Here is a 16,996-nt window from a genome sequence, read left to right as displayed (position 1 = left end):
AGTGAATATCTGAGTATTTGGAATAGTGTTATAAAGTACATAAGTCACCAAGGTAGGAATAATTATATTTGCTGCTAAACCGCCAGATAAATTTCCTTTAACTATTGTTTCTACAAGTTGAGGGTGATAATAAGCAGAAAATAGCTTTTTTATTATTTATCCTTTTAAATATTCAACCATTTTTTACTAACAGCCTTTAATGCATCCGGATTTTCAGATGCAAAGAATTCCAGTTTTGGATTATTATACTTTACACTAAAATTAAAATTTTTCTCCAAGTACTCAACTATGGCATCACCAGAGTGAATCAATATCGTATCTTTTGAGAAGTAGTTTTGTAGCTCATCAGAGATAAGAGGAAAGTGAGTACAACCCAAGATTATAGCATCTGGATTTGTCGTTTGACTGAAGTAGTGTTTAAAAGTTGCCTCTAAAATTTCGCCGCAGTAAATCTCCTCTTCAACAATCGGGACAAAAAGCCCTGTTGCTTTGGCCTGCAAGCTGTGAAATCCCTCTGCGTTTAGACCTATCTCGTACGCCTTTGAGTTTATAGTCGCTTTTGTACCAATAATAAGTATGTTTGAAGTTTTATCTTTAAGTGCATTGGCTGTAGCGAGTATCCCGGCTTCTACAACCCCTATGACTGGGCAATCAGAGACTTCTCTCATCTCATCCAAAGCATAAGCGCTGACAGTGTTACAAGCAACTATAATAAGGTCAAGTTCAAAATTTTTGAAAAATTCTACGGCTTCAATTGCGTAGCGAATGATAGTTATTTTGTCTTTTATCCCGTATGGAACACGAGCTGTGTCACCAAAGTAGATTATCTCCTCAAAAAGATTATGTCCAAGGAGTGATTTAACAACTGTTAAACCACCAATTCCACTATCAAATACACCTATCTTCATTGTTACGAGTTTGTATTCATGCTTTCTAGGAATTCATCATTTGTAGCTTTTTTACCCATAGTTGCGTAAACAAATTTAAGTGCTTCAATTTCATTCTCTTGTTTATGTATCATCTGGCGAAGAATAAATACTTTTTGTAGAACTTCAGGGCCGATAAGAAGTTCATCTTTACGTGTTCCGGATTTGAGGATATCAATTGCAGGGAATATTCTTCTGTCGGCAATTTTTCTATCAAGAACAACCTCTGAATTACCCGTACCTTTGAACTCTTCAAAGATAACTTCATCCATTTTGCTACCTGTATCAACAAGGGCAGTTGCAATGATAGTTAAGCTTCCTCCATTTTCAATGTTGCGGGCAGCTCCAAAAAAACGTTTTGGTCTGTGAAGCGCATTTGCATCAACACCACCGCTCAGAACTTTTCCGCTTGAAGGTGTAACAGTATTGTATGCACGTGCCAGACGGGTGATGGAGTCAAGTAAAATAACAACGTCTTTACCTAGTTCAACACGTCTTTTTGCTTTTTCTATTACCATCTCGGCAACTTTTACATGGTTTTTTGCAGGCATATCAAAAGTTGAGCTATAAACTTCACCTTTAACGCTTCTCTCCATATCTGTAACCTCTTCAGGTCTCTCATCAACAAGTAAAACCATTAGGTCAATCTCTGCATGGTTATGAGTTATACCATGAGCAATTTCCTTTAAGAGTTCAGTTTTACCGCTTCTAGGAGGTGCAACTATAAGAGCACGCTGACCTTTACCAATAGGGGAAAAGAGATCCAGCATGCGGCCGGTTAGACCTTTTTCTCTATACTCTAGTTTTATTTGGTCTAGTGCGTAAAGTGGTGTAAGATTTTCAAACAGAGGTCTTTTTTTGCTCTCTTCAGGTGGAAGTGAATTTACTGCTTCGATTTTAATAAGAGCGTAGTATCTCTCTTGGTCTTTTGGCGGTCTAACTTGACCTGTAACGACATCACCGTTTCTAAGAGCAAATCTTTTAATCTGTGTATTGGAAACATAAGCATCATTTATACTTTCGTTAAAACTTTTGTCTATTGAGCGGATAAATCCGTAGCCATCTTGCATAATTTCAAGAATTCCACTAAAAAGGATAAAGCCACCTTGTTCAGTTTGTGCTTTTAGAATTTCAAAGATAATATCTTGACGCTTAAGTTCGTTGGGGTTTTCAACATTTAACTCTATTGCTAAAGCCGTTAACTCATCAATACTCTTAATACGGAGCTCTTCAACACTTGCACCTTTTACTGGTTTGTGAGTTCTTTGCTTTGAATTGTTCTTAGGGCTAGATTTAGGGTTAGATTTACGCGGTTGTTCTGAATTGTTTTCACTCATATGGTGGCTGCCTTGGTTTTTAGGATTTTTGCAGGGGGAAAGTTGTTTAGGATATACTCATTACATCTTCTTGATTGCGCAATTTTACACTAATAAAACTTCTAAAGTCAAGTTTTTATATTTTAAGGTTTGAAATGGCATCAACAACACCTGAAATATTAACTCTTGCTTCGTTAAGTGTTTTTTGTGTTCTCTCTGCCAGTTTTCTCACTTCATCAGCAACTACCGCAAATCCTCTGCCATGTTCTCCCGCCCTTGCTGCCTCAATTGCCGCGTTTAGAGCAAGGAGGTTAGTTTGGTCTGCTATATCAGATATAGTATCTAAAACATTGAATATATCCCTGCTTTGGTGTTGAAGAGATTGTAAGTGCTCATCAAATTGAAAACTGTTTTGTTTATCTAGTTCACTGTTGGTTTCACTCTCTTGAATCTGAGAAAAAAGAGTATTCTTCTCTTGGGCTAGTTTTTCAATCTTTTCATTAAGTTCTAGTAGCATGTTTGTGTGAGAGTTTTGCAACTCTGCTGCTTGATTGTGTAATGCTTTGTTTTTCTCTGTTAGCTCTATATTTTGTTTTTCTACATGCAGAGTTTTTTTATTTATTTCTACATGTAGCTTTTCATTGTCTGTTTTAATATTGTTGATTATTTCTAAAAGATTTGTTTTTTCATCTTCCAAATCTTTTATAGTTATTAGCTGAGGAAGATTTTTTCTCTTTATATGGATGTTTTTAGAAACTAAGTATCCAAGAATAAAGCCAACTATTAAAAATAATATAGATGCTATCCAAATGTACACATAAGAGGTGGTTTCGACTATTTTATCTTGATAAACCAACTTCTCCTTATAAACAATTTTATCTTGATATATAATTTTGTCTTGATAAACAATTTTATCTTGAGTCTCTTGTTTTAGTGATTTAATAAGAACCAAGCCATTGCTGCTCATTTTTTTATAAAGCTCTTTTACTTTTTCAATCTCTTTGGAACTTATTTTATTGTTATTCTCTTTTAAGTTTGAAATTGCTTGTATTGTGTCTATTTGCAACTCTTTGAGGCTTGAAACTTTATTTATGTTTGTGGACAGAGCAGAAGTAATTTTTTCATGCGTAGAGAGGATTAAAAAATATATAGATACTTTTTCTTCAGCACTTAAATAAAGAGATATTTTATCTATCTCATGATTGAGCTTCCGGTAGTCTTCTTCTATGGTAGAAACAGATGAAGCAAAAATGATTAGGTTAAAAATAAGTAATAAAAATAGTTTTTTCATAACATTTGCAAAGCATTTTTTATACCAAATTATGGGTATTAAATTTCTATTACTTGGTAATTATATGCAAAAATTCTTTATAAAATTAAAAAATATCCGATGTTATGTGCAGAAAAATATAATGTTATAAAACTAAATATATTATATTGTTACAAATTATGTTATTATTTCATATATTATAATAAAGGGTGCTTATGTTAGATGATTTATTAAAAAATATAAATAAATGTAATCTTATATATTTTAAAAAGAGTGATATTGTTGATGAAACTCTTTACCTTTATGCAGGAGTTGGTTCTGATAGTTTAAAGATAAGAGATTTAGTTGCCATCAGTGATGTCGTGAGTTTAGAACTGTATGATATGATATACTATGGTGATTCAATCAGGATTACACAAAATATAGCTTAGTTTTTATATTAAGCTATATTTGGTTTTATGCATATAAAATTTTATTAAACTTATCAAATTCCTCAAGTGTTTTTTCCAAAAGCTTTTTAGCATCTTCAAATATTTTATCCAAAGTATCAATAGTGTTTAGTTTTTCAGGAGTCTCTAGTTTTTTCATAGAGTTATCAAACATATTTACTATATTTGTTTTAACATTGTTTTTAGAATTATCGTCTCTCTCTTTGCTTGGCTCAAAAATTCCGGCAATAGTACGTGCTAGTTTTGAAACAGGAGACTTTGGTGCAACATCTTCGAGCTCTTTTAAAAAATTGTCTATAAAAGGCTGCGCAATTTTCATAAAAGCATCTATCTCTTTTTGGTCTTGTTTATCTATGCCGTTGGAGTCAATAGAAAACTGAAACGACTGCATAGAAGAGAATGTCATAGAGGTTTTTGAGCCGTTAGCATTTTGCTCTTTGCTCATTGATAGTGCCTCGGCATTGGAAAAATCCATCTTAATAACGTCACCACTTGAAGTTCTCATAGCAATATTTAAATCGTGTGCTCTGTAAGAGTCAAATGCATAAGATGTGTTCATAATATTTCTCCAAAATTATTTCTTTCTTTATACAATATCGGTTAGAAAAGTAAACACATTATGATAAAATTAGATTATGAAAAATAAGTATAGAATTTTAGTAACAAATGACGATGGTTATGAGGCAAAAGGTCTACTTAGTTTAGTAGAGGCTTTAAGAGAGTTGGATGATGTAAGAGTTACTGTTGTGGCTCCTGCAAATGAGAAGTCTGCATGTGGTCACTCACTTACTTTGGTTCGTCCACTTCGGTTTGTGGGTGTAGGTGATGACTTTTATAAGCTTGATGATGGAACTCCGAGTGATTGTGTTTATCTCTCTTTGAGCACAATCTTTGTAGATTCTAAACCGGATTTGCTTATAAGCGGTATAAACCGCGGCTCAAATATGGGTGAAGATATTACATACTCTGGAACTGCCGCCGGAGCTATGGAGGGTGTACTTCATGATGTCCCTTCTATTGCTATTTCTCAGGTGATGGATTTTTCAGATCCTGAGGGAGATTTTACATTAGCAAAAGAGACGATAAAAAAACTTGTTTTAAAAATCAAAGGTGGCACTTTCCCACTTCCTGATAGAGAGTTCTTAAATGTGAATATTCCAGCAGATGTAAAAGAGGCAAAAATGATAGTAACTTATGCCGGATACAGGTTTTACGCAAATGATTCACATGTGCATAGAAATCCAAGAGGAGAAGAACACTATTGGCTAGGTTTACATCCTCTTAACTTTTCTCCGAGAGTTGGTAATAGTGGTCTAAGTGATTATGAGGTAATAAGAGACGGAAACATCTCTATAACTCCAATACAGCTTGATATGAGTGCATATAAAAGTATGAATAGACTTCAAGATTGGATTGATTAGTACAGTATGAAGCATGAGCGTATAAAACAACTTCTTAAAGAGGATTTTACAAAACTGCAAAACGCAAAAGTACTTCTTTTAGGGGTTGGTGGCGTTGGTGGTCACTGTCTCGATTGCCTTGTTCGCAGTGGTGTTAGTAATATTACTATTGTGGACTATGACACTTATGATGAGTCAAATCAAAATCGTCAAATGTGGTCAGAGTTACATGTAGGGGAATTAAAAACAGAAGCGCTTCAAAAGCACTATCCAGATATAAAAATAATCAATGTACATGTAGAGGAGCAATGGGTTAGAGATTTTGACTTTTCTGAGTATGATATTGTTTTAGATGCCATAGATAATACTCGCGCAAAACTGGCTCTTGCACAAGCGTGTTACAGAAAACTAATCTCTTCTTTTGGCTCCGCAAAACGTGTAGACCCGACTAAAGTACAAGTGGCAGATATCTGGAAAAGTGCCGGAGACCCGCTTGGTAAAAAGATAAGACGAGAGTTAACAAGAAGAAAGTTCAAGAGTAAGTATAAAGTGATATTTAGCTCAGAAGAGGCTGTCGTTACAGAGCATAAAGGGAGTTTTGTAGGTGTGACTGCGACTTTCGGACTTACCATGTGTGCAGAAGCGATTAAAAAGATAAGAGGTTTGTAAGATGTTAAGGGTAAAAATAGTTGTTTAATTTTGTAAGTAGTGATTGGTTCACAATAACCTTAGAGATAGTTTTTCTGATTTTTATAGCGTATGATTTAAAAAAGTATTATGAGACTAGAAAAAAAGAGTATATAGTAAATATTGTACTGACATTTGGTTTTTTTATTTGGGCAATTGTCCCTTTTTATAATAGTTATATGACATGGGAAGATAGAGATAAAACAGAGTTGATATCTACATGTAAGAAAGAGAATAATGAAACTATGTGCAACTGTTTGGATGATAGAATTTTTAAAGAGTATACATATGATGAGTTTAAAAATCTAGATAAAAACAGTACAGATTTTAAAGCATTTGTTAAACAGACTAAAGAGGAGTGTTTAGATGACTCATGGTTCTAGAGAGATTAATAATTTTGATGAAAATCTTACATGTGAGGGCATTATTGGTGATGGTTGTGGCGGTGGCAGACTTTTCACAATAGACGAAAATAAGCTCAAAGCTTACGACCCACAAAGCCAAGAGAGTATAACACTACTAGAAAATATTCATAAGCCAATCTCAATAAGTAAGAAGGGGTGTATTGTTTTTATTACATGTGAAGATGAAAACATTGAGTTTGACCTCTCAAATATGAGAAAAATAAATAATAACATGTAAAGTCTATTTAACTAAATTATTGATATACTTCACTATAAATCTAATAATAAAAAACCATAAGGAAATAGATAAATGATAAAAAAGTTATTACTGATTGTTATGCTTGCTTTAACATCTTTCGCATATGAAATAGTTATAAATGAGACGATAAAACTCGAAAAAAAACATACTCTGACAAGAGATGACTCAAGCAACATAATAACTGACAGTACGACCGGTATGATGTGGAAAGATGATTATAAGGTAAAAAAAACTTGGAATGAAGCAAAAGGGTACTGTCAAGATTTAAAGATGGGTGGGTATGACGACTGGCGTTTGCCAGCTATTAATGAGCTTGAAAGTATTGCTGATTATAGACAATACAAACCTGCAATAAAAGCCGGTTTTGATAATATTACTTCTCATATTTACTGGTCATCATCCACTGACATCTCAAATAGTAATGATGCATGGTTTCTCCTTTTTGAGAATGGTCGTTCATATACTCTTGATAAGACAAATATTTATAATGTTAAGTGTGTTAGAGTAGAGAAAAAGAAGCCATTAGAACTAAAGAAAAAAGGTGATGTAGTTACTGATAATGGTACAGGAATAGTGTGGCAAGATAGCAGTGAAGTGGCAAGTTTACAAAAAGACTACAGTGGTGCAAGAAAATATTGCGAAGAGCTGGCGCTAGACGGGAAAGATGATTGGTATTTACCGTCGGCAGAGCAACTTCTAACTATAACAGATAAAGAAAAGTTTAATCCATCTATAAAAAAAGGGTTTAAAAATACTGCTTCTGAAGGCTATTGGTCATCATCTATTCATGCAACACACCAAGAGAGAGTCTGGTATGTTCATTTTGGTTACGGCTTCTCCAGTGACTATGGCAGCAAAGAGAGTAATCACTATGTGAGATGTGCAAGAGCAGGACATCATAATGGTTTAAGTTTTAATAGTTTGGTTTCAAAATTGGTTGAGAAGGAGATGCATACTATTCCAAAACCATCAACTAGAAAACATCTTGAAGATAGAGTCTTGAAACAAGCTCTTGAAATAACTTGGGGAAAACCAATCCTTACGAAATTTAAATATAACAAAAGAAAAGGTTATTTTTCTGCAAGTTTATCTTTTGAAGGAAAGTTAGATTTTGAACAAGATGTTTCTATAAAAATAAGTAAAAAAGAGCATATAAACTTCAAAAGAAACTTTAAAAACTTAACACCAGAAGCAATTTTTGAGTATGATGGCAGCAGTGTAAAGCTTAAAGATATAAGAGTTGTCCATAAAGAAAAACCATACTCAATAAAGTTGATAGATAAAAATATAGAAGATATAAAAGAAGCTGTAAGTATCGGTAATGATATTAAGTTTGATAAAAAATAAACACTAAAAGAGAATAATTATGGAAAGAGTTGAACCTATGACTTTGTTTGGATATGAGAAACTCCAAGCAGAGGTTAAAAACTTAAAAGAGGTAAAAAGACCTCAAGTTGTCAAAGATATAGAAGAAGCATTAGAGCATGGTGATTTAAAAGAAAATGCAGAATATCATGCGGCAAAAGAGCAGCAAAGACAAATTGATGGACGATTACAAGACCTTGCCGACATTATAGGATGTGCAAAAATTGTTGACCCTTCTGAACTTACACACTCTAGTATTAGTTTTGGTTCAACAATTATGATGACAGATATGAATACAGATGAAGAAATAACATATACTATAGTTGGTGGATGTGAGAGCAATCCTGATATGGGGCTGATCTCCTTTGGTTCACCTTTAGCAAAGCAGTTATTAGGTAAAGCAGAGGGTGATGAGGTAAAAGTTAGATTGCCAGGCGGTGAAAAAGAGTTTGAGATAAACGAGGTTAAATATCAGGAGATAGTTTTTGAGTGTTATTAATGTCGGAATAATTGGAGCTAGCGGGTATACAGGACTTGAACTTGTTAAAATACTTATTAAGCATCCAAAATTTCAACTCTCTTATGTTGCAAACTCTGAGGGTGGGGTCATGCTGAGTGAACTTCACCCATCCCTGAGTGGAGTTTATGAGTGTAAGGTTTTAAAAGCTGATATTGATGAGTTAGCACAAGAATGCGAACTTGTATTTTTAGCTGTGCCTCATCAGACTGCTATGGCTTATGTGAAAGCACTTATAGAAAAAGGTGTTAAAGTGGTTGACTTATCTGCTGACTATAGACTTACACAAGGTTTATATGAAGAGTTTTATTGTCCTCACACAGATGTCAAAAATCTATCACATGCAGTCTATGGACTCCCTGAGATTAATCGTGAAGCCTTAAAGAGTGCAAAACTTGTAGCCAACCCTGGATGCTTTCCAACTTCTGCAATTTTAGGAGTTTTACCCTTTATGGATAAGCGACTGAAAAATACCCCTATTATTATAGATGCAAAAACAGGCGTAAGCGGAGCAGGAAAAAAGCTTAGTGATGTAACACACTTTGTAAATGTAAATGAGAACTTATTCGCATACAACCCCCTTATGCACAGACATGCTCCGGAGATTGCGCAAAAGCTATATGTAGATTTTGATGATGTTAGTTTTGTTCCGCATTTAGTACCTGTAACGCGAGGTATGATAAGCTCTATATATATACAAGTAAGTAGTGATTTCGATGCTTTTAAGGTATTAGAAGAGTTCTATAAAGATGAGTTACATGTAAGAGTATGTAAAAATCCTGTGGATATGAAGAGTGTATCTGGCACAAACTTTTGTGATATATATGTAAAACAAAAAGGGAATGTTCTTTTTATATCTAGTGCAATTGACAACCTAATGAGAGGGGCTTCATCCCAAGCAGTAGTTAACGCAAATATTATGATGGGAATTGATGAATCAGCTGGAATTCCAAATATAGCTTATGTCCCATAGTATAGAAATTTTAGAGGGTGCATTTATTGTTTCAGATGCACACTACTCAAATAAGCGACCGGAACTTTTAAACTTCATAAAAGATATACACTTAAAAGAATTGAAACCTACCCAACTGATCTTCATGGGTGATATATTTGATGCTCTATTTGGCGGAGTTTTTTATACTCAAAAACTAAATAGTGAAGTTGTAAAGTTTATAGATGAAATCTCTAAAGAGATAGAAGTTATATATCTAGAAGGAAATCACGACTTCAATCTAAAGAAAATATTTCCACATGTAAAACTGTTCCCAATCTCAAAACAACCAGTTACATGTATTTATAATAATAAAAGAATCTTGCTTGCTCATGGAGATATAGAGTCTGATTATGGATACAGAGTTTATACATCGATGATTAGAAACCCTACCATTGTGTATATCTTAAATATTATAGATACTTTATCTCGGCACTACATATTAAAAACACTAGATAAACATTTAAGTAAAAAAAATGATTGTAAAGAGTTTAAGGGTTTTACTAAATATATATCAGGAAGGTTAGATAAAAAGTACAGTTGTGACTTCTTTATAGAGGGGCATTTTCATCAAAACAGAACTATTATATATGAGAAGTTTACATACATAAACTTAGGAGCTTTTGCTTGCAATCAAAGATATTTTATTGTAAAATCACCAAAAGAACTAGAGTTATTGCAAGAGAAAATTTTCTCTAAAGGGAATTGAAATATGACAAGAGATGAATCACTGAAAGTTGGCTCTAATGAGATGGAGCTTGTTGACTTTCGCATTTTCAAGCAAGAAGACGACCAAGTATATGAGGGAATTTATGGCATCAATGTATCAAAAGTTCGAGAAATAATTAAAATACCACATTTAACAGAATTGCCAGGAACACCAGATTATATAGAAGGAATTTTCGATTTAAGAGATGTTGTGATTCCCGTTGTTAATTTAGCAAAATGGATGGGAATTATAGTACCTGAGGAATCTGAAAAAAACTCAAGAGTAATTATTACAGAGTTTAACAACGTTTTAATTGGCTTTATAGTTCATGATGCTAAAAGAATACGACGAATTAATTGGTCAGATATTGAACCAGCATCTTTTGTGGGTGAATCTGGATCGCTTGAAGGAAGTAAGATAACAGGTGTAACTAGAATAGAAGGGGATAATGTACTTCTTATTTTGGACCTAGAGAGTGTTGTTGAAGATTTGGGACTATATGCACCTGATACACAAAGCCTTCCTGATGAGATAGAAAAATTTTCCGGATTAGCACTCATTTTAGATGATAGTCCAACAGCAAGAAGAATAGTGAAAGAAGCAGTTGTTAAGATGGGCTTTAAAGTTATGGAAGCTGGAGATGGAGAAGAGGGTCTTGAAAAGCTTGATGAGCTATACAAAATGTATGGGGAAGATGTGTCAAATAACCTTAAAATAATTATTTCTGATGTTGAGATGCCAAAAATGGATGGTTTTCACTTTGCAGCAAATGTCAGAGATGACGCCAGATTTAAAGGTATTCCAATTGTATTTAACTCATCTATTAGTGATCACTTTAGTGAAGCTAGGGGTAAGGAAGCTGGCGGAGAAGGTTATTTAGTTAAGTTTAAAGCTAAAACATTTTATGAAGAAGTGTCACGGATAATACGTGCACATATGAAAACAGGAGCGTAAATATGGATGAATTTCAGGAGATACTACAGGATTTTTTAGTTGAGTCTTTTGAGCTGATTGAACAATTAGATCATGATTTGGTAGAATTAGAGAGTAGACCCAACGATTTAGAACTTTTAAATGGTATATTTCGTGTTGCTCATACTGTTAAAGGTGCATCATCATTTTTAAACTTTGATGTTCTTACACATTTGACTCACCATATGGAAGATGTATTAAATAAAGCTAGACATGGTGACTTATTAATAGATGCAGACGTTATGGATGTTATTTTACAATCAATAGATTTAATGAAGGCACTCCTTGAAACTATTCGTGATACAAGTCAAGATGCTGGCATAGATGTAGCTGAATGTGTTGCTAGACTTGATAAAGTCAGTGGAGGAGAGGGAAAAGTTAAAGCTCCACCAGCAGCACAAGAAGTTGCTCCTGTAGTAGAAGAAGTTACTCCAATTATTGAAGAAGTATCTCCAGTGGTAGTGCCGGAAGCTTCTGGTGACGAGCCAGATTACGATAGTATGGATGCAGATGAACTCGAAGCAGAGATAGAGAGGCTTCTCAATGCAAGACAGATTGAAGATAAGATTAAGAGAGAAGCTAAAATAGCAGCCGGAGAGAGTGTTCCATCTCTAGATCCTACTGATGAAGATACTTTAGAAGAAGAAGTAATTCCTCAGCCAGTTGTAACAGCTCCTGTACATGTAACTCCTTCTTCAGTATCCAGAACAAAAGCTGAACCAGTAGACGATACAAAAGCAGCAGCACCTGCAAAAAAAGCGACAACTGTTGAGCAAACAATACGCGTTGACGTAAACAGACTTGATCACCTGATGAATTTAATCGGCGAACTGGTTCTTGCTAAGAACAGACTTATTAAGATTAATGATGATGTAGAGGAGCGCTATGAGGGAGAGGAGTTTCTTGAGGAGTTAAATCAAGTCGTTTCTATTGTTTCTCTTGTGACAACAGACTTGCAAATAGCTGTTATGAAAACAAGAATGCTTCCAATTGGTAAAGTTTTTAATAAGTTTCCAAGAATGATTCGCGATTTAACTCGTGAATTAAACAAAAAAATTGAACTTGATATCTCTGGTGAAGATACTGAGCTTGACAAATCTATTGTTGAAGAAGTTGGTGATCCTTTAGTTCATATTATAAGAAACTCATGTGACCACGGTATTGAAATTCCATCAATTCGTGCTGAACAGGGGAAAGATGAACAAGGAACTATCAAGTTAACTGCATATAATGAAGGTAACCAAATCATTATTCAAATCGATGATGATGGTAAGGGGCTTGATTCAGAAGTTTTAAAAAATAAGGCCCTAGAAAAAGGTCTTATTACCGAAAAAGAAGCTGATAATATGAGTGATAAAGAGGCCTTTGGTCTTATTATGAGGCCTGGATTTTCTACAGCAGCTACAGTTACAAATGTCTCTGGCCGTGGCGTTGGGATGGACGTTGTAAAAACTAATATTGAGAAAGTGAACGGTATTATAGATATTGATAGTGAGATGGGAATTGGAACATCTATTAAGTTGAAAATTCCTCTTACTTTGGCTATTATTCAAGCACTACTGGTTGGTGTTCAAGAGGAACATTATGCTATCCCTTTAGCATCAGTTTTAGAAACTGTTAGAATTTCAAAAGATGAAATTTACACAGTTGAAGGTCGCTCTGTAATGAGACTTCGTGATGATGTTCTCTCCTTGGTTCATATTGGAGATATTTTTGAGGTTGAACGTATATTGGATTCAAGTGAGCACGCTTATGTTGTTGTTCTAGGTTTAGGAACTAGTAAGCTAGGTCTTATAGTAGACACTCTTGTTGGACAAGAGGAGATAGTTATTAAATCACTTGGTGATTTCCTAAAAGGTATAGAAGGTGTAGCTGGTGCAACTATTCGTGGTGATGGTGGTGTTACTCTTATTGTCGATGTTATAGCACTTATGGATATAGCTAAAAAAGTAAAATCAACAATCACAAATGATAGTGCATCAAATGCGGCTCTGTTAACACAAGAGAAGACAAAAAGAAGTGATTATACTGTCATGATTGTTGATGATTCTAAAACAGATAGAACGATTATGAGAAAAGCACTTGAACCATTAGGAATAACTTTAGTTGAAGCAGGCGATGGGCAAGAAGCACTAAATATTTTAAAGCAGGGTGATCATAATTTTGATGCAATGTTGGTAGATATTGAAATGCCTAGAATGGACGGATACACTCTTGCTAATGAGATTAAAAAATATAATCGTTATAAAAATCTGCCTCTCATAGCTGTAACGTCACGTACTGGCAAATCTGATCGTATGCGCGGTGTTGAATCTGGAATGGTTGAATATATTACTAAACCATACTCTGCTGACTACCTATCAAGTGTAGTTCAAAGAAATGTTAATTTTAAATCGGAGTTTTTATAATGAGTGATAAATTAAAACAGATAATTGATAAGCAAAGTGCACAACAAAATGATTCAGGAATAATTACAGATGAGGTAGTTCAACTGGTCGGATTTGTAATTGGTGATGAGGAGTATGCTATTCCAATTTTAGCAATTCAAGAAATCATTAAGCCTTTTCCGTGGACTAGAGTCCCCCAAGTTCCAAAGCATGTTGTTGGTGTATTTAATATGCGTGGCGCAGTTATACCACTAATAGATCTTCGTACAAAATTTGGACTAAGCCCTAAAAAACACACTGACGAGACTCGTTTTATTGTTATGAGAGACGGGCATGATATTGCAGGCTTTGTAATCGATAGACTTACCATGGCAATAAGAATTAAAAAGTTAGATATTGGTCCAGCACCAGATACAATGAGTGGTGACGATACAGCTATTGATGGAGTTGGTAAACAAGAGGATAGAATTATTACTATCCTTAAAGTGAATAAACTGCTAGAAAGAGATTTTTAGTAGTTTTTACATGTATCACTCATCTTTTGAAATTGAACATGCAGATAGTAGACTCTCCCTTAGATTCATAGGAGAGTTGACCCTTTACAATATTTCAAAATGTCAAAAACAGATATCTTCAATAGATCTTAATGGTGTTGAAACCGTAGATATAGACTTTTTAAATCTTTCATTTTTAGATAGTGCCGCTTCTATTTTTATATACAATTTACAAACTGAACTCTCCTCAAAAAACATACAAAACAATCTGCTTTGCAATAATAGAGAAATATTAGAAATATTAGAATTAATAAAATATCAAAAACAAAATACGACTGAAATTCCACTTATTAAAGATATAAGTATCATAGAGAAAATAGGATTTCAAATTTATAAAAGCTACAAAGGAGTTTTACTTTTTATGGCTTTTATGGGTGAGTTATTTGCAAATATACTCTATTATTTTTTTTCAGTTAAAAATATAAGATATAAAGAGATTGCTTTTGAGATAAACGAAAGTGCTATAAAAGCAGTTGGCATTGTAGCAATCACTAGCTTTTTAATAGGTATAGTAGTGGCGTACCAGTCAGCATTTCAATTGAAATTGTTCGGGGCAAATGTATTTATAGTAGATATACTTGGATTGTCGATACTAAGAGAGATATCACCACTTATTACAGCTATAGTAATTGCGGGAAGAAGCGGTTCTGCTTTTACAGCTCAGATCGGTGCTATGAAAATTACTGAGGAACTTGACGCTATGAGAACTATGGGTTTTGACCCATATAAGTTTTTAGTGCTCCCTCGTGTAATTGCTTTAATGATAGCGATGCCAATACTTATCTTTTTATCAGATGTAATGGCCATTTTAGGTGGGATGTTCGTGGCAAATGTAGATTTGGATATCACAGTAAATCTATTTTTAGACAGATTTAGTGATGTTATAGCTGTAAAACACTTTTTTATTGGAATTGTTAAAGGACCTTTCTTTGCTTTTTTTATTGCAACTATAGGACTTTATAGAGGTTTAATGGTTAAAAATGATACTCAAAGTATAGGATTTAATACAACTAAAAGTGTTGTAGAATCTATTTTTGCTGTCATTATTTGTGATGCAGTATTCTCAATAGCATTCACTAATTTGGGGATATGATGAGTAACCTTATTGAGCTCAGAGATATTAGAACTATTTTTGATGATAGATTGGTGCATGACGGAGTAAGTCTAAGTGTGAAAGAGGGTGAGATTTATGGCCTTTTGGGTCCAAGTGGATGTGGAAAGACTACTCTTCTTCGTGAAATGGTAATGCTGCAAAATAACTACAGTGGACATATTGAAGTTTTGGGACATAAATTACATCAAATTAAACATCAAGATGCCCAGCAATTAAGACGAAAATGGGGAGTTTTATTTCAGGGCGGAGCACTCTTTTCATCTTTAAGCCTAAGAGACAACATTGCTATTCCTTTAATAGAGTATACAGACTTGTCTGCAAAGATGATTAATGAGATAGTTGAGTTTAAGATAAATATAGTCGGATTGAAACTACAGGATGCAGATTTGTATCCATCTCAAATAAGTGGAGGGATGAAGAAAAAAGCAGCTTTAGCTCGTTCCTTAGCAATGGATCCAAAACTTCTTTTTTTAGACGAACCTACTAGCGGATTGGACCCTATTTCAGCAAGAGAATTTGATTCTTTAATTTTAAAGCTTAGAGAGCTGTTGGGATTAACAATTGTAATGGTTTCACACGACTTACATTCTATTTATGATACACTTGATTCTGTCGCAATTATTGACAATAAAAAGATAGTTTATGAGGGAAGTTTAGATAGTATAAAGTCTGTAGAGAGTGAGTTTATACAGATATTTTTTGGGAATCATAATGAATAATAGAGTAAATTATAGTTTAATTGGTTTTTTAGTACTTTTTAGTTTGGCTATGATGCTTGGGTTTACGTACTGGCTTTTAAAGCCATCGTCTGAAGATGAGAAGCAAAAATATCTTATATACTTTGATGAATCTGTATTAGGTCTTAATGTTGATGCATCAGTAAAGTACAGAGGCGTTGGTGTTGGAAAGGTTGTAAAACTTAGCATTAACCAAAAAAACTCTCAAAAAGTAGAGGTGTTAATCAGTGTTTTAAAAACCACACCTATAAAGTCATCAACTGTTGCCAAATTGAATTCGCATGGTATAACAGGTTTAAGTTATATTAATCTTAGTTTTGATGATAGCAATGCAGAGCCTTTAGAAGCTAAAGAAGGAGAAGATTATCCAGTAATAAAAACTATTCCTTCACTGTTTAATCAGCTTGAGTCATCATTTGGAAATTTTTCGGATAATTTATCAACAACATTAATGAAAACTCAAGAGTTACTCGATGGTGAAAATCAGATTCAAGTTTCACTTTTACTGAAAAACAGTGCTAAGTTTATGGATAAAATGAATCTATTGTTAGACGATAAAACAATAAATGATTTTCAATCAGCTATGAAAAATCTTAACAGTAGTACGAAAAAGCTAGATGAAATAATGCCGCGCATAGATATATTTTTAGAAAACAGTGTAGAATGGGAAAATAAAATATCAGGTTCTTTTCATTCAATTAAAAATAGCTATATTGGTATTCAAGACTCAATGGATGTATTTAAAAAAGCAGTGTCGAGTGGTGATTTTAATTTAAAAGAGATTACAAGTGACGTAGTTCCAACTATGAACAATACTTTTTTATCAATGCAACAGCTTATTGTAAAGATAGAAGAAGCTATTAACCAGTATGAAAGAAGTCCAGGAGATATGATATTTACGCAGGAAAAAATAAAAAAAGGACCAGGTGAGGATTAATA

Annotated in this window: 19 protein-coding genes; 15 read left to right on the top strand and 4 right to left on the bottom strand. The window is 33.9% G+C overall.

Annotated elements, in window-relative coordinates:
• Window positions 1-164: 164 nt before the first annotated feature.
• From murI to HUE87_RS12870, 3 genes are all read right to left on the bottom strand, one after another.
• Complete coding sequence (gene murI, locus HUE87_RS09775; protein ID WP_194366210.1) at window positions 165-908, bottom strand: glutamate racemase; 744 nt, start codon at window positions 906-908, stop codon at window positions 165-167.
• Between the two features lie 2 nt (window positions 909-910).
• Window positions 911-2,263, bottom strand: coding sequence for a transcription termination factor Rho (gene rho / locus HUE87_RS09770; protein ID WP_194366209.1), 1,353 nt, complete (start codon window positions 2,261-2,263; stop codon window positions 911-913).
• A gap of 115 nt (window positions 2,264-2,378) precedes the next feature.
• The gene (locus HUE87_RS12870) at window positions 2,379-3,533 is read right to left on the bottom strand and encodes a methyl-accepting chemotaxis protein (RefSeq protein WP_194366208.1); all 1,155 of its coding nucleotides are present in this window, start codon (window positions 3,531-3,533) and stop codon (window positions 2,379-2,381) included.
• 194 nt (window positions 3,534-3,727) lie between these two features.
• Here HUE87_RS12870 and HUE87_RS09760 point away from each other — a divergent pair, with 194 nt between their 5' ends.
• The gene (locus HUE87_RS09760; protein WP_194366207.1) at window positions 3,728-3,943 is read left to right on the top strand and encodes a hypothetical protein; all 216 of its coding nucleotides are present in this window, start codon (window positions 3,728-3,730) and stop codon (window positions 3,941-3,943) included.
• 25 nt (window positions 3,944-3,968) lie between these two features.
• Here HUE87_RS09760 and HUE87_RS09755 read toward each other — a convergent pair whose 3' ends face one another.
• Window positions 3,969-4,520 (bottom strand): hypothetical protein, encoded by a 552-nt coding sequence (locus HUE87_RS09755; RefSeq protein ID WP_194366206.1) that lies wholly within the window; start codon window positions 4,518-4,520, stop codon window positions 3,969-3,971.
• A gap of 76 nt (window positions 4,521-4,596) precedes the next feature.
• On the opposite strand from HUE87_RS09755, the gene surE reads away from it, so the two are divergent.
• From surE to HUE87_RS09685, 14 genes are all read left to right on the top strand, one after another.
• Complete coding sequence (surE, locus tag HUE87_RS09750) at window positions 4,597-5,382, top strand: 5'/3'-nucleotidase SurE (RefSeq protein WP_194366205.1); 786 nt, start codon at window positions 4,597-4,599, stop codon at window positions 5,380-5,382.
• A 6-nt stretch (window positions 5,383-5,388) separates the two neighbouring features.
• Window positions 5,389-6,030 (top strand): tRNA threonylcarbamoyladenosine dehydratase, encoded by a 642-nt coding sequence (locus HUE87_RS09745; RefSeq protein ID WP_194366204.1) that lies wholly within the window; start codon window positions 5,389-5,391, stop codon window positions 6,028-6,030.
• 20 nt (window positions 6,031-6,050) lie between these two features.
• Window positions 6,051-6,431 carry a hypothetical protein gene (locus tag HUE87_RS09740; protein WP_194366203.1) on the top strand — a complete coding sequence of 127 codons (381 nt, stop codon included), beginning with the start codon at window positions 6,051-6,053 and terminating at the stop codon, window positions 6,429-6,431.
• Window positions 6,415-6,690: a thiamine biosynthesis protein ThiF gene (locus HUE87_RS09735; protein WP_194366202.1), complete on the top strand. Its 276-nt coding sequence runs from the start codon at window positions 6,415-6,417 to the stop codon at window positions 6,688-6,690. The genes HUE87_RS09740 and HUE87_RS09735 overlap by 17 nt, the downstream gene beginning before the upstream one ends.
• Before the next feature lie 72 nt (window positions 6,691-6,762).
• A complete protein-coding gene (locus HUE87_RS09730; protein WP_194366201.1) occupies window positions 6,763-8,058 on the top strand; it encodes an Lcl C-terminal domain-containing protein in 1,296 nt (431 codons plus the stop codon).
• A gap of 19 nt (window positions 8,059-8,077) precedes the next feature.
• Complete coding sequence (gene greA / locus HUE87_RS09725; protein ID WP_194366200.1) at window positions 8,078-8,575, top strand: transcription elongation factor GreA; 498 nt, start codon at window positions 8,078-8,080, stop codon at window positions 8,573-8,575.
• A complete protein-coding gene (gene argC, locus HUE87_RS09720; RefSeq protein ID WP_194366199.1) occupies window positions 8,562-9,566 on the top strand; it encodes an N-acetyl-gamma-glutamyl-phosphate reductase in 1,005 nt (334 codons plus the stop codon). Before greA ends, argC begins: the two co-directional genes overlap by 14 nt.
• Window positions 9,556-10,293, top strand: coding sequence for a UDP-2,3-diacylglucosamine diphosphatase (locus tag HUE87_RS09715; RefSeq protein WP_194366198.1), 738 nt, complete (start codon window positions 9,556-9,558; stop codon window positions 10,291-10,293). The genes argC and HUE87_RS09715 overlap by 11 nt, the downstream gene beginning before the upstream one ends.
• A 3-nt stretch (window positions 10,294-10,296) precedes the next feature.
• Complete coding sequence (locus tag HUE87_RS09710) at window positions 10,297-11,247, top strand: chemotaxis protein (protein ID WP_194366197.1); 951 nt, start codon at window positions 10,297-10,299, stop codon at window positions 11,245-11,247.
• A gap of 2 nt (window positions 11,248-11,249) precedes the next feature.
• Window positions 11,250-13,673 carry a hybrid sensor histidine kinase/response regulator gene (locus HUE87_RS09705; protein WP_194366196.1) on the top strand — a complete coding sequence of 808 codons (2,424 nt, stop codon included), beginning with the start codon at window positions 11,250-11,252 and terminating at the stop codon, window positions 13,671-13,673.
• A complete protein-coding gene (locus tag HUE87_RS09700) occupies window positions 13,673-14,167 on the top strand; it encodes a chemotaxis protein CheW (protein WP_194366195.1) in 495 nt (164 codons plus the stop codon). The genes HUE87_RS09705 and HUE87_RS09700 overlap by 1 nt, the downstream gene beginning before the upstream one ends.
• A gap of 10 nt (window positions 14,168-14,177) precedes the next feature.
• Window positions 14,178-15,299, top strand: a complete 1,122-nt coding sequence (locus HUE87_RS09695; protein ID WP_194366194.1) for an MlaE family lipid ABC transporter permease subunit — start codon at window positions 14,178-14,180, stop codon at window positions 15,297-15,299.
• Window positions 15,299-16,039: an ABC transporter ATP-binding protein gene (locus tag HUE87_RS09690; protein WP_194366193.1), complete on the top strand. Its 741-nt coding sequence runs from the start codon at window positions 15,299-15,301 to the stop codon at window positions 16,037-16,039. Before HUE87_RS09695 ends, HUE87_RS09690 begins: the two co-directional genes overlap by 1 nt.
• Window positions 16,032-16,994: an MlaD family protein gene (locus HUE87_RS09685; protein WP_229855124.1), complete on the top strand. Its 963-nt coding sequence runs from the start codon at window positions 16,032-16,034 to the stop codon at window positions 16,992-16,994. The genes HUE87_RS09690 and HUE87_RS09685 overlap by 8 nt, the downstream gene beginning before the upstream one ends.
• Window positions 16,995-16,996: the final 2 nt, after the last annotated feature.

The sequence above is a fragment of the Candidatus Sulfurimonas marisnigri genome (genome assembly GCF_015265475.1).
In the GTDB taxonomy this organism is placed as follows: domain Bacteria; phylum Campylobacterota; class Campylobacteria; order Campylobacterales; family Sulfurimonadaceae; genus Sulfurimonas; species Sulfurimonas marisnigri.
Note: the sequence above shows the minus strand (reverse complement) of the source record. Positions and strands in the feature narration are given on the sequence as shown.

Excerpts from the sequence above, each read along its gene's own strand:
- HUE87_RS09715 (WP_194366198.1), top strand. The coding sequence starts at position 9,556 with ATGTCCCATAGTATAGAAATTTTAGAGGGTGCATTTATTGTTTCAGAT.
- HUE87_RS09700 (WP_194366195.1), top strand. The coding sequence starts at position 13,673 with ATGAGTGATAAATTAAAACAGATAATTGATAAGCAAAGTGCACAACAA.
- HUE87_RS09705 (WP_194366196.1), top strand. The coding sequence starts at position 11,250 with ATGGATGAATTTCAGGAGATACTACAGGATTTTTTAGTTGAGTCTTTT.
- murI (WP_194366210.1), bottom strand. The coding sequence starts at position 908 with ATGAAGATAGGTGTATTTGATAGTGGAATTGGTGGTTTAACAGTTGTT.
- HUE87_RS09730 (WP_194366201.1), top strand. The coding sequence starts at position 6,763 with ATGATAAAAAAGTTATTACTGATTGTTATGCTTGCTTTAACATCTTTC.
- greA (WP_194366200.1), top strand. The coding sequence starts at position 8,078 with ATGGAAAGAGTTGAACCTATGACTTTGTTTGGATATGAGAAACTCCAA.
- HUE87_RS09735 (WP_194366202.1), top strand. The coding sequence starts at position 6,415 with ATGACTCATGGTTCTAGAGAGATTAATAATTTTGATGAAAATCTTACA.
- rho (WP_194366209.1), bottom strand. The coding sequence starts at position 2,263 with ATGAGTGAAAACAATTCAGAACAACCGCGTAAATCTAACCCTAAATCT.
- HUE87_RS09745 (WP_194366204.1), top strand. The coding sequence starts at position 5,389 with ATGAAGCATGAGCGTATAAAACAACTTCTTAAAGAGGATTTTACAAAA.
- HUE87_RS09760 (WP_194366207.1), top strand. The coding sequence starts at position 3,728 with ATGTTAGATGATTTATTAAAAAATATAAATAAATGTAATCTTATATAT.
- surE (WP_194366205.1), top strand. The coding sequence starts at position 4,597 with ATGAAAAATAAGTATAGAATTTTAGTAACAAATGACGATGGTTATGAG.
- HUE87_RS09685 (WP_229855124.1), top strand. The coding sequence starts at position 16,032 with ATGAATAATAGAGTAAATTATAGTTTAATTGGTTTTTTAGTACTTTTT.
- HUE87_RS09710 (WP_194366197.1), top strand. The coding sequence starts at position 10,297 with ATGACAAGAGATGAATCACTGAAAGTTGGCTCTAATGAGATGGAGCTT.
- HUE87_RS09690 (WP_194366193.1), top strand. The coding sequence starts at position 15,299 with ATGAGTAACCTTATTGAGCTCAGAGATATTAGAACTATTTTTGATGAT.
- HUE87_RS09695 (WP_194366194.1), top strand. The coding sequence starts at position 14,178 with ATGTATCACTCATCTTTTGAAATTGAACATGCAGATAGTAGACTCTCC.
- HUE87_RS09755 (WP_194366206.1), bottom strand. The coding sequence starts at position 4,520 with ATGAACACATCTTATGCATTTGACTCTTACAGAGCACACGATTTAAAT.
- HUE87_RS12870 (WP_194366208.1), bottom strand. The coding sequence starts at position 3,533 with ATGAAAAAACTATTTTTATTACTTATTTTTAACCTAATCATTTTTGCT.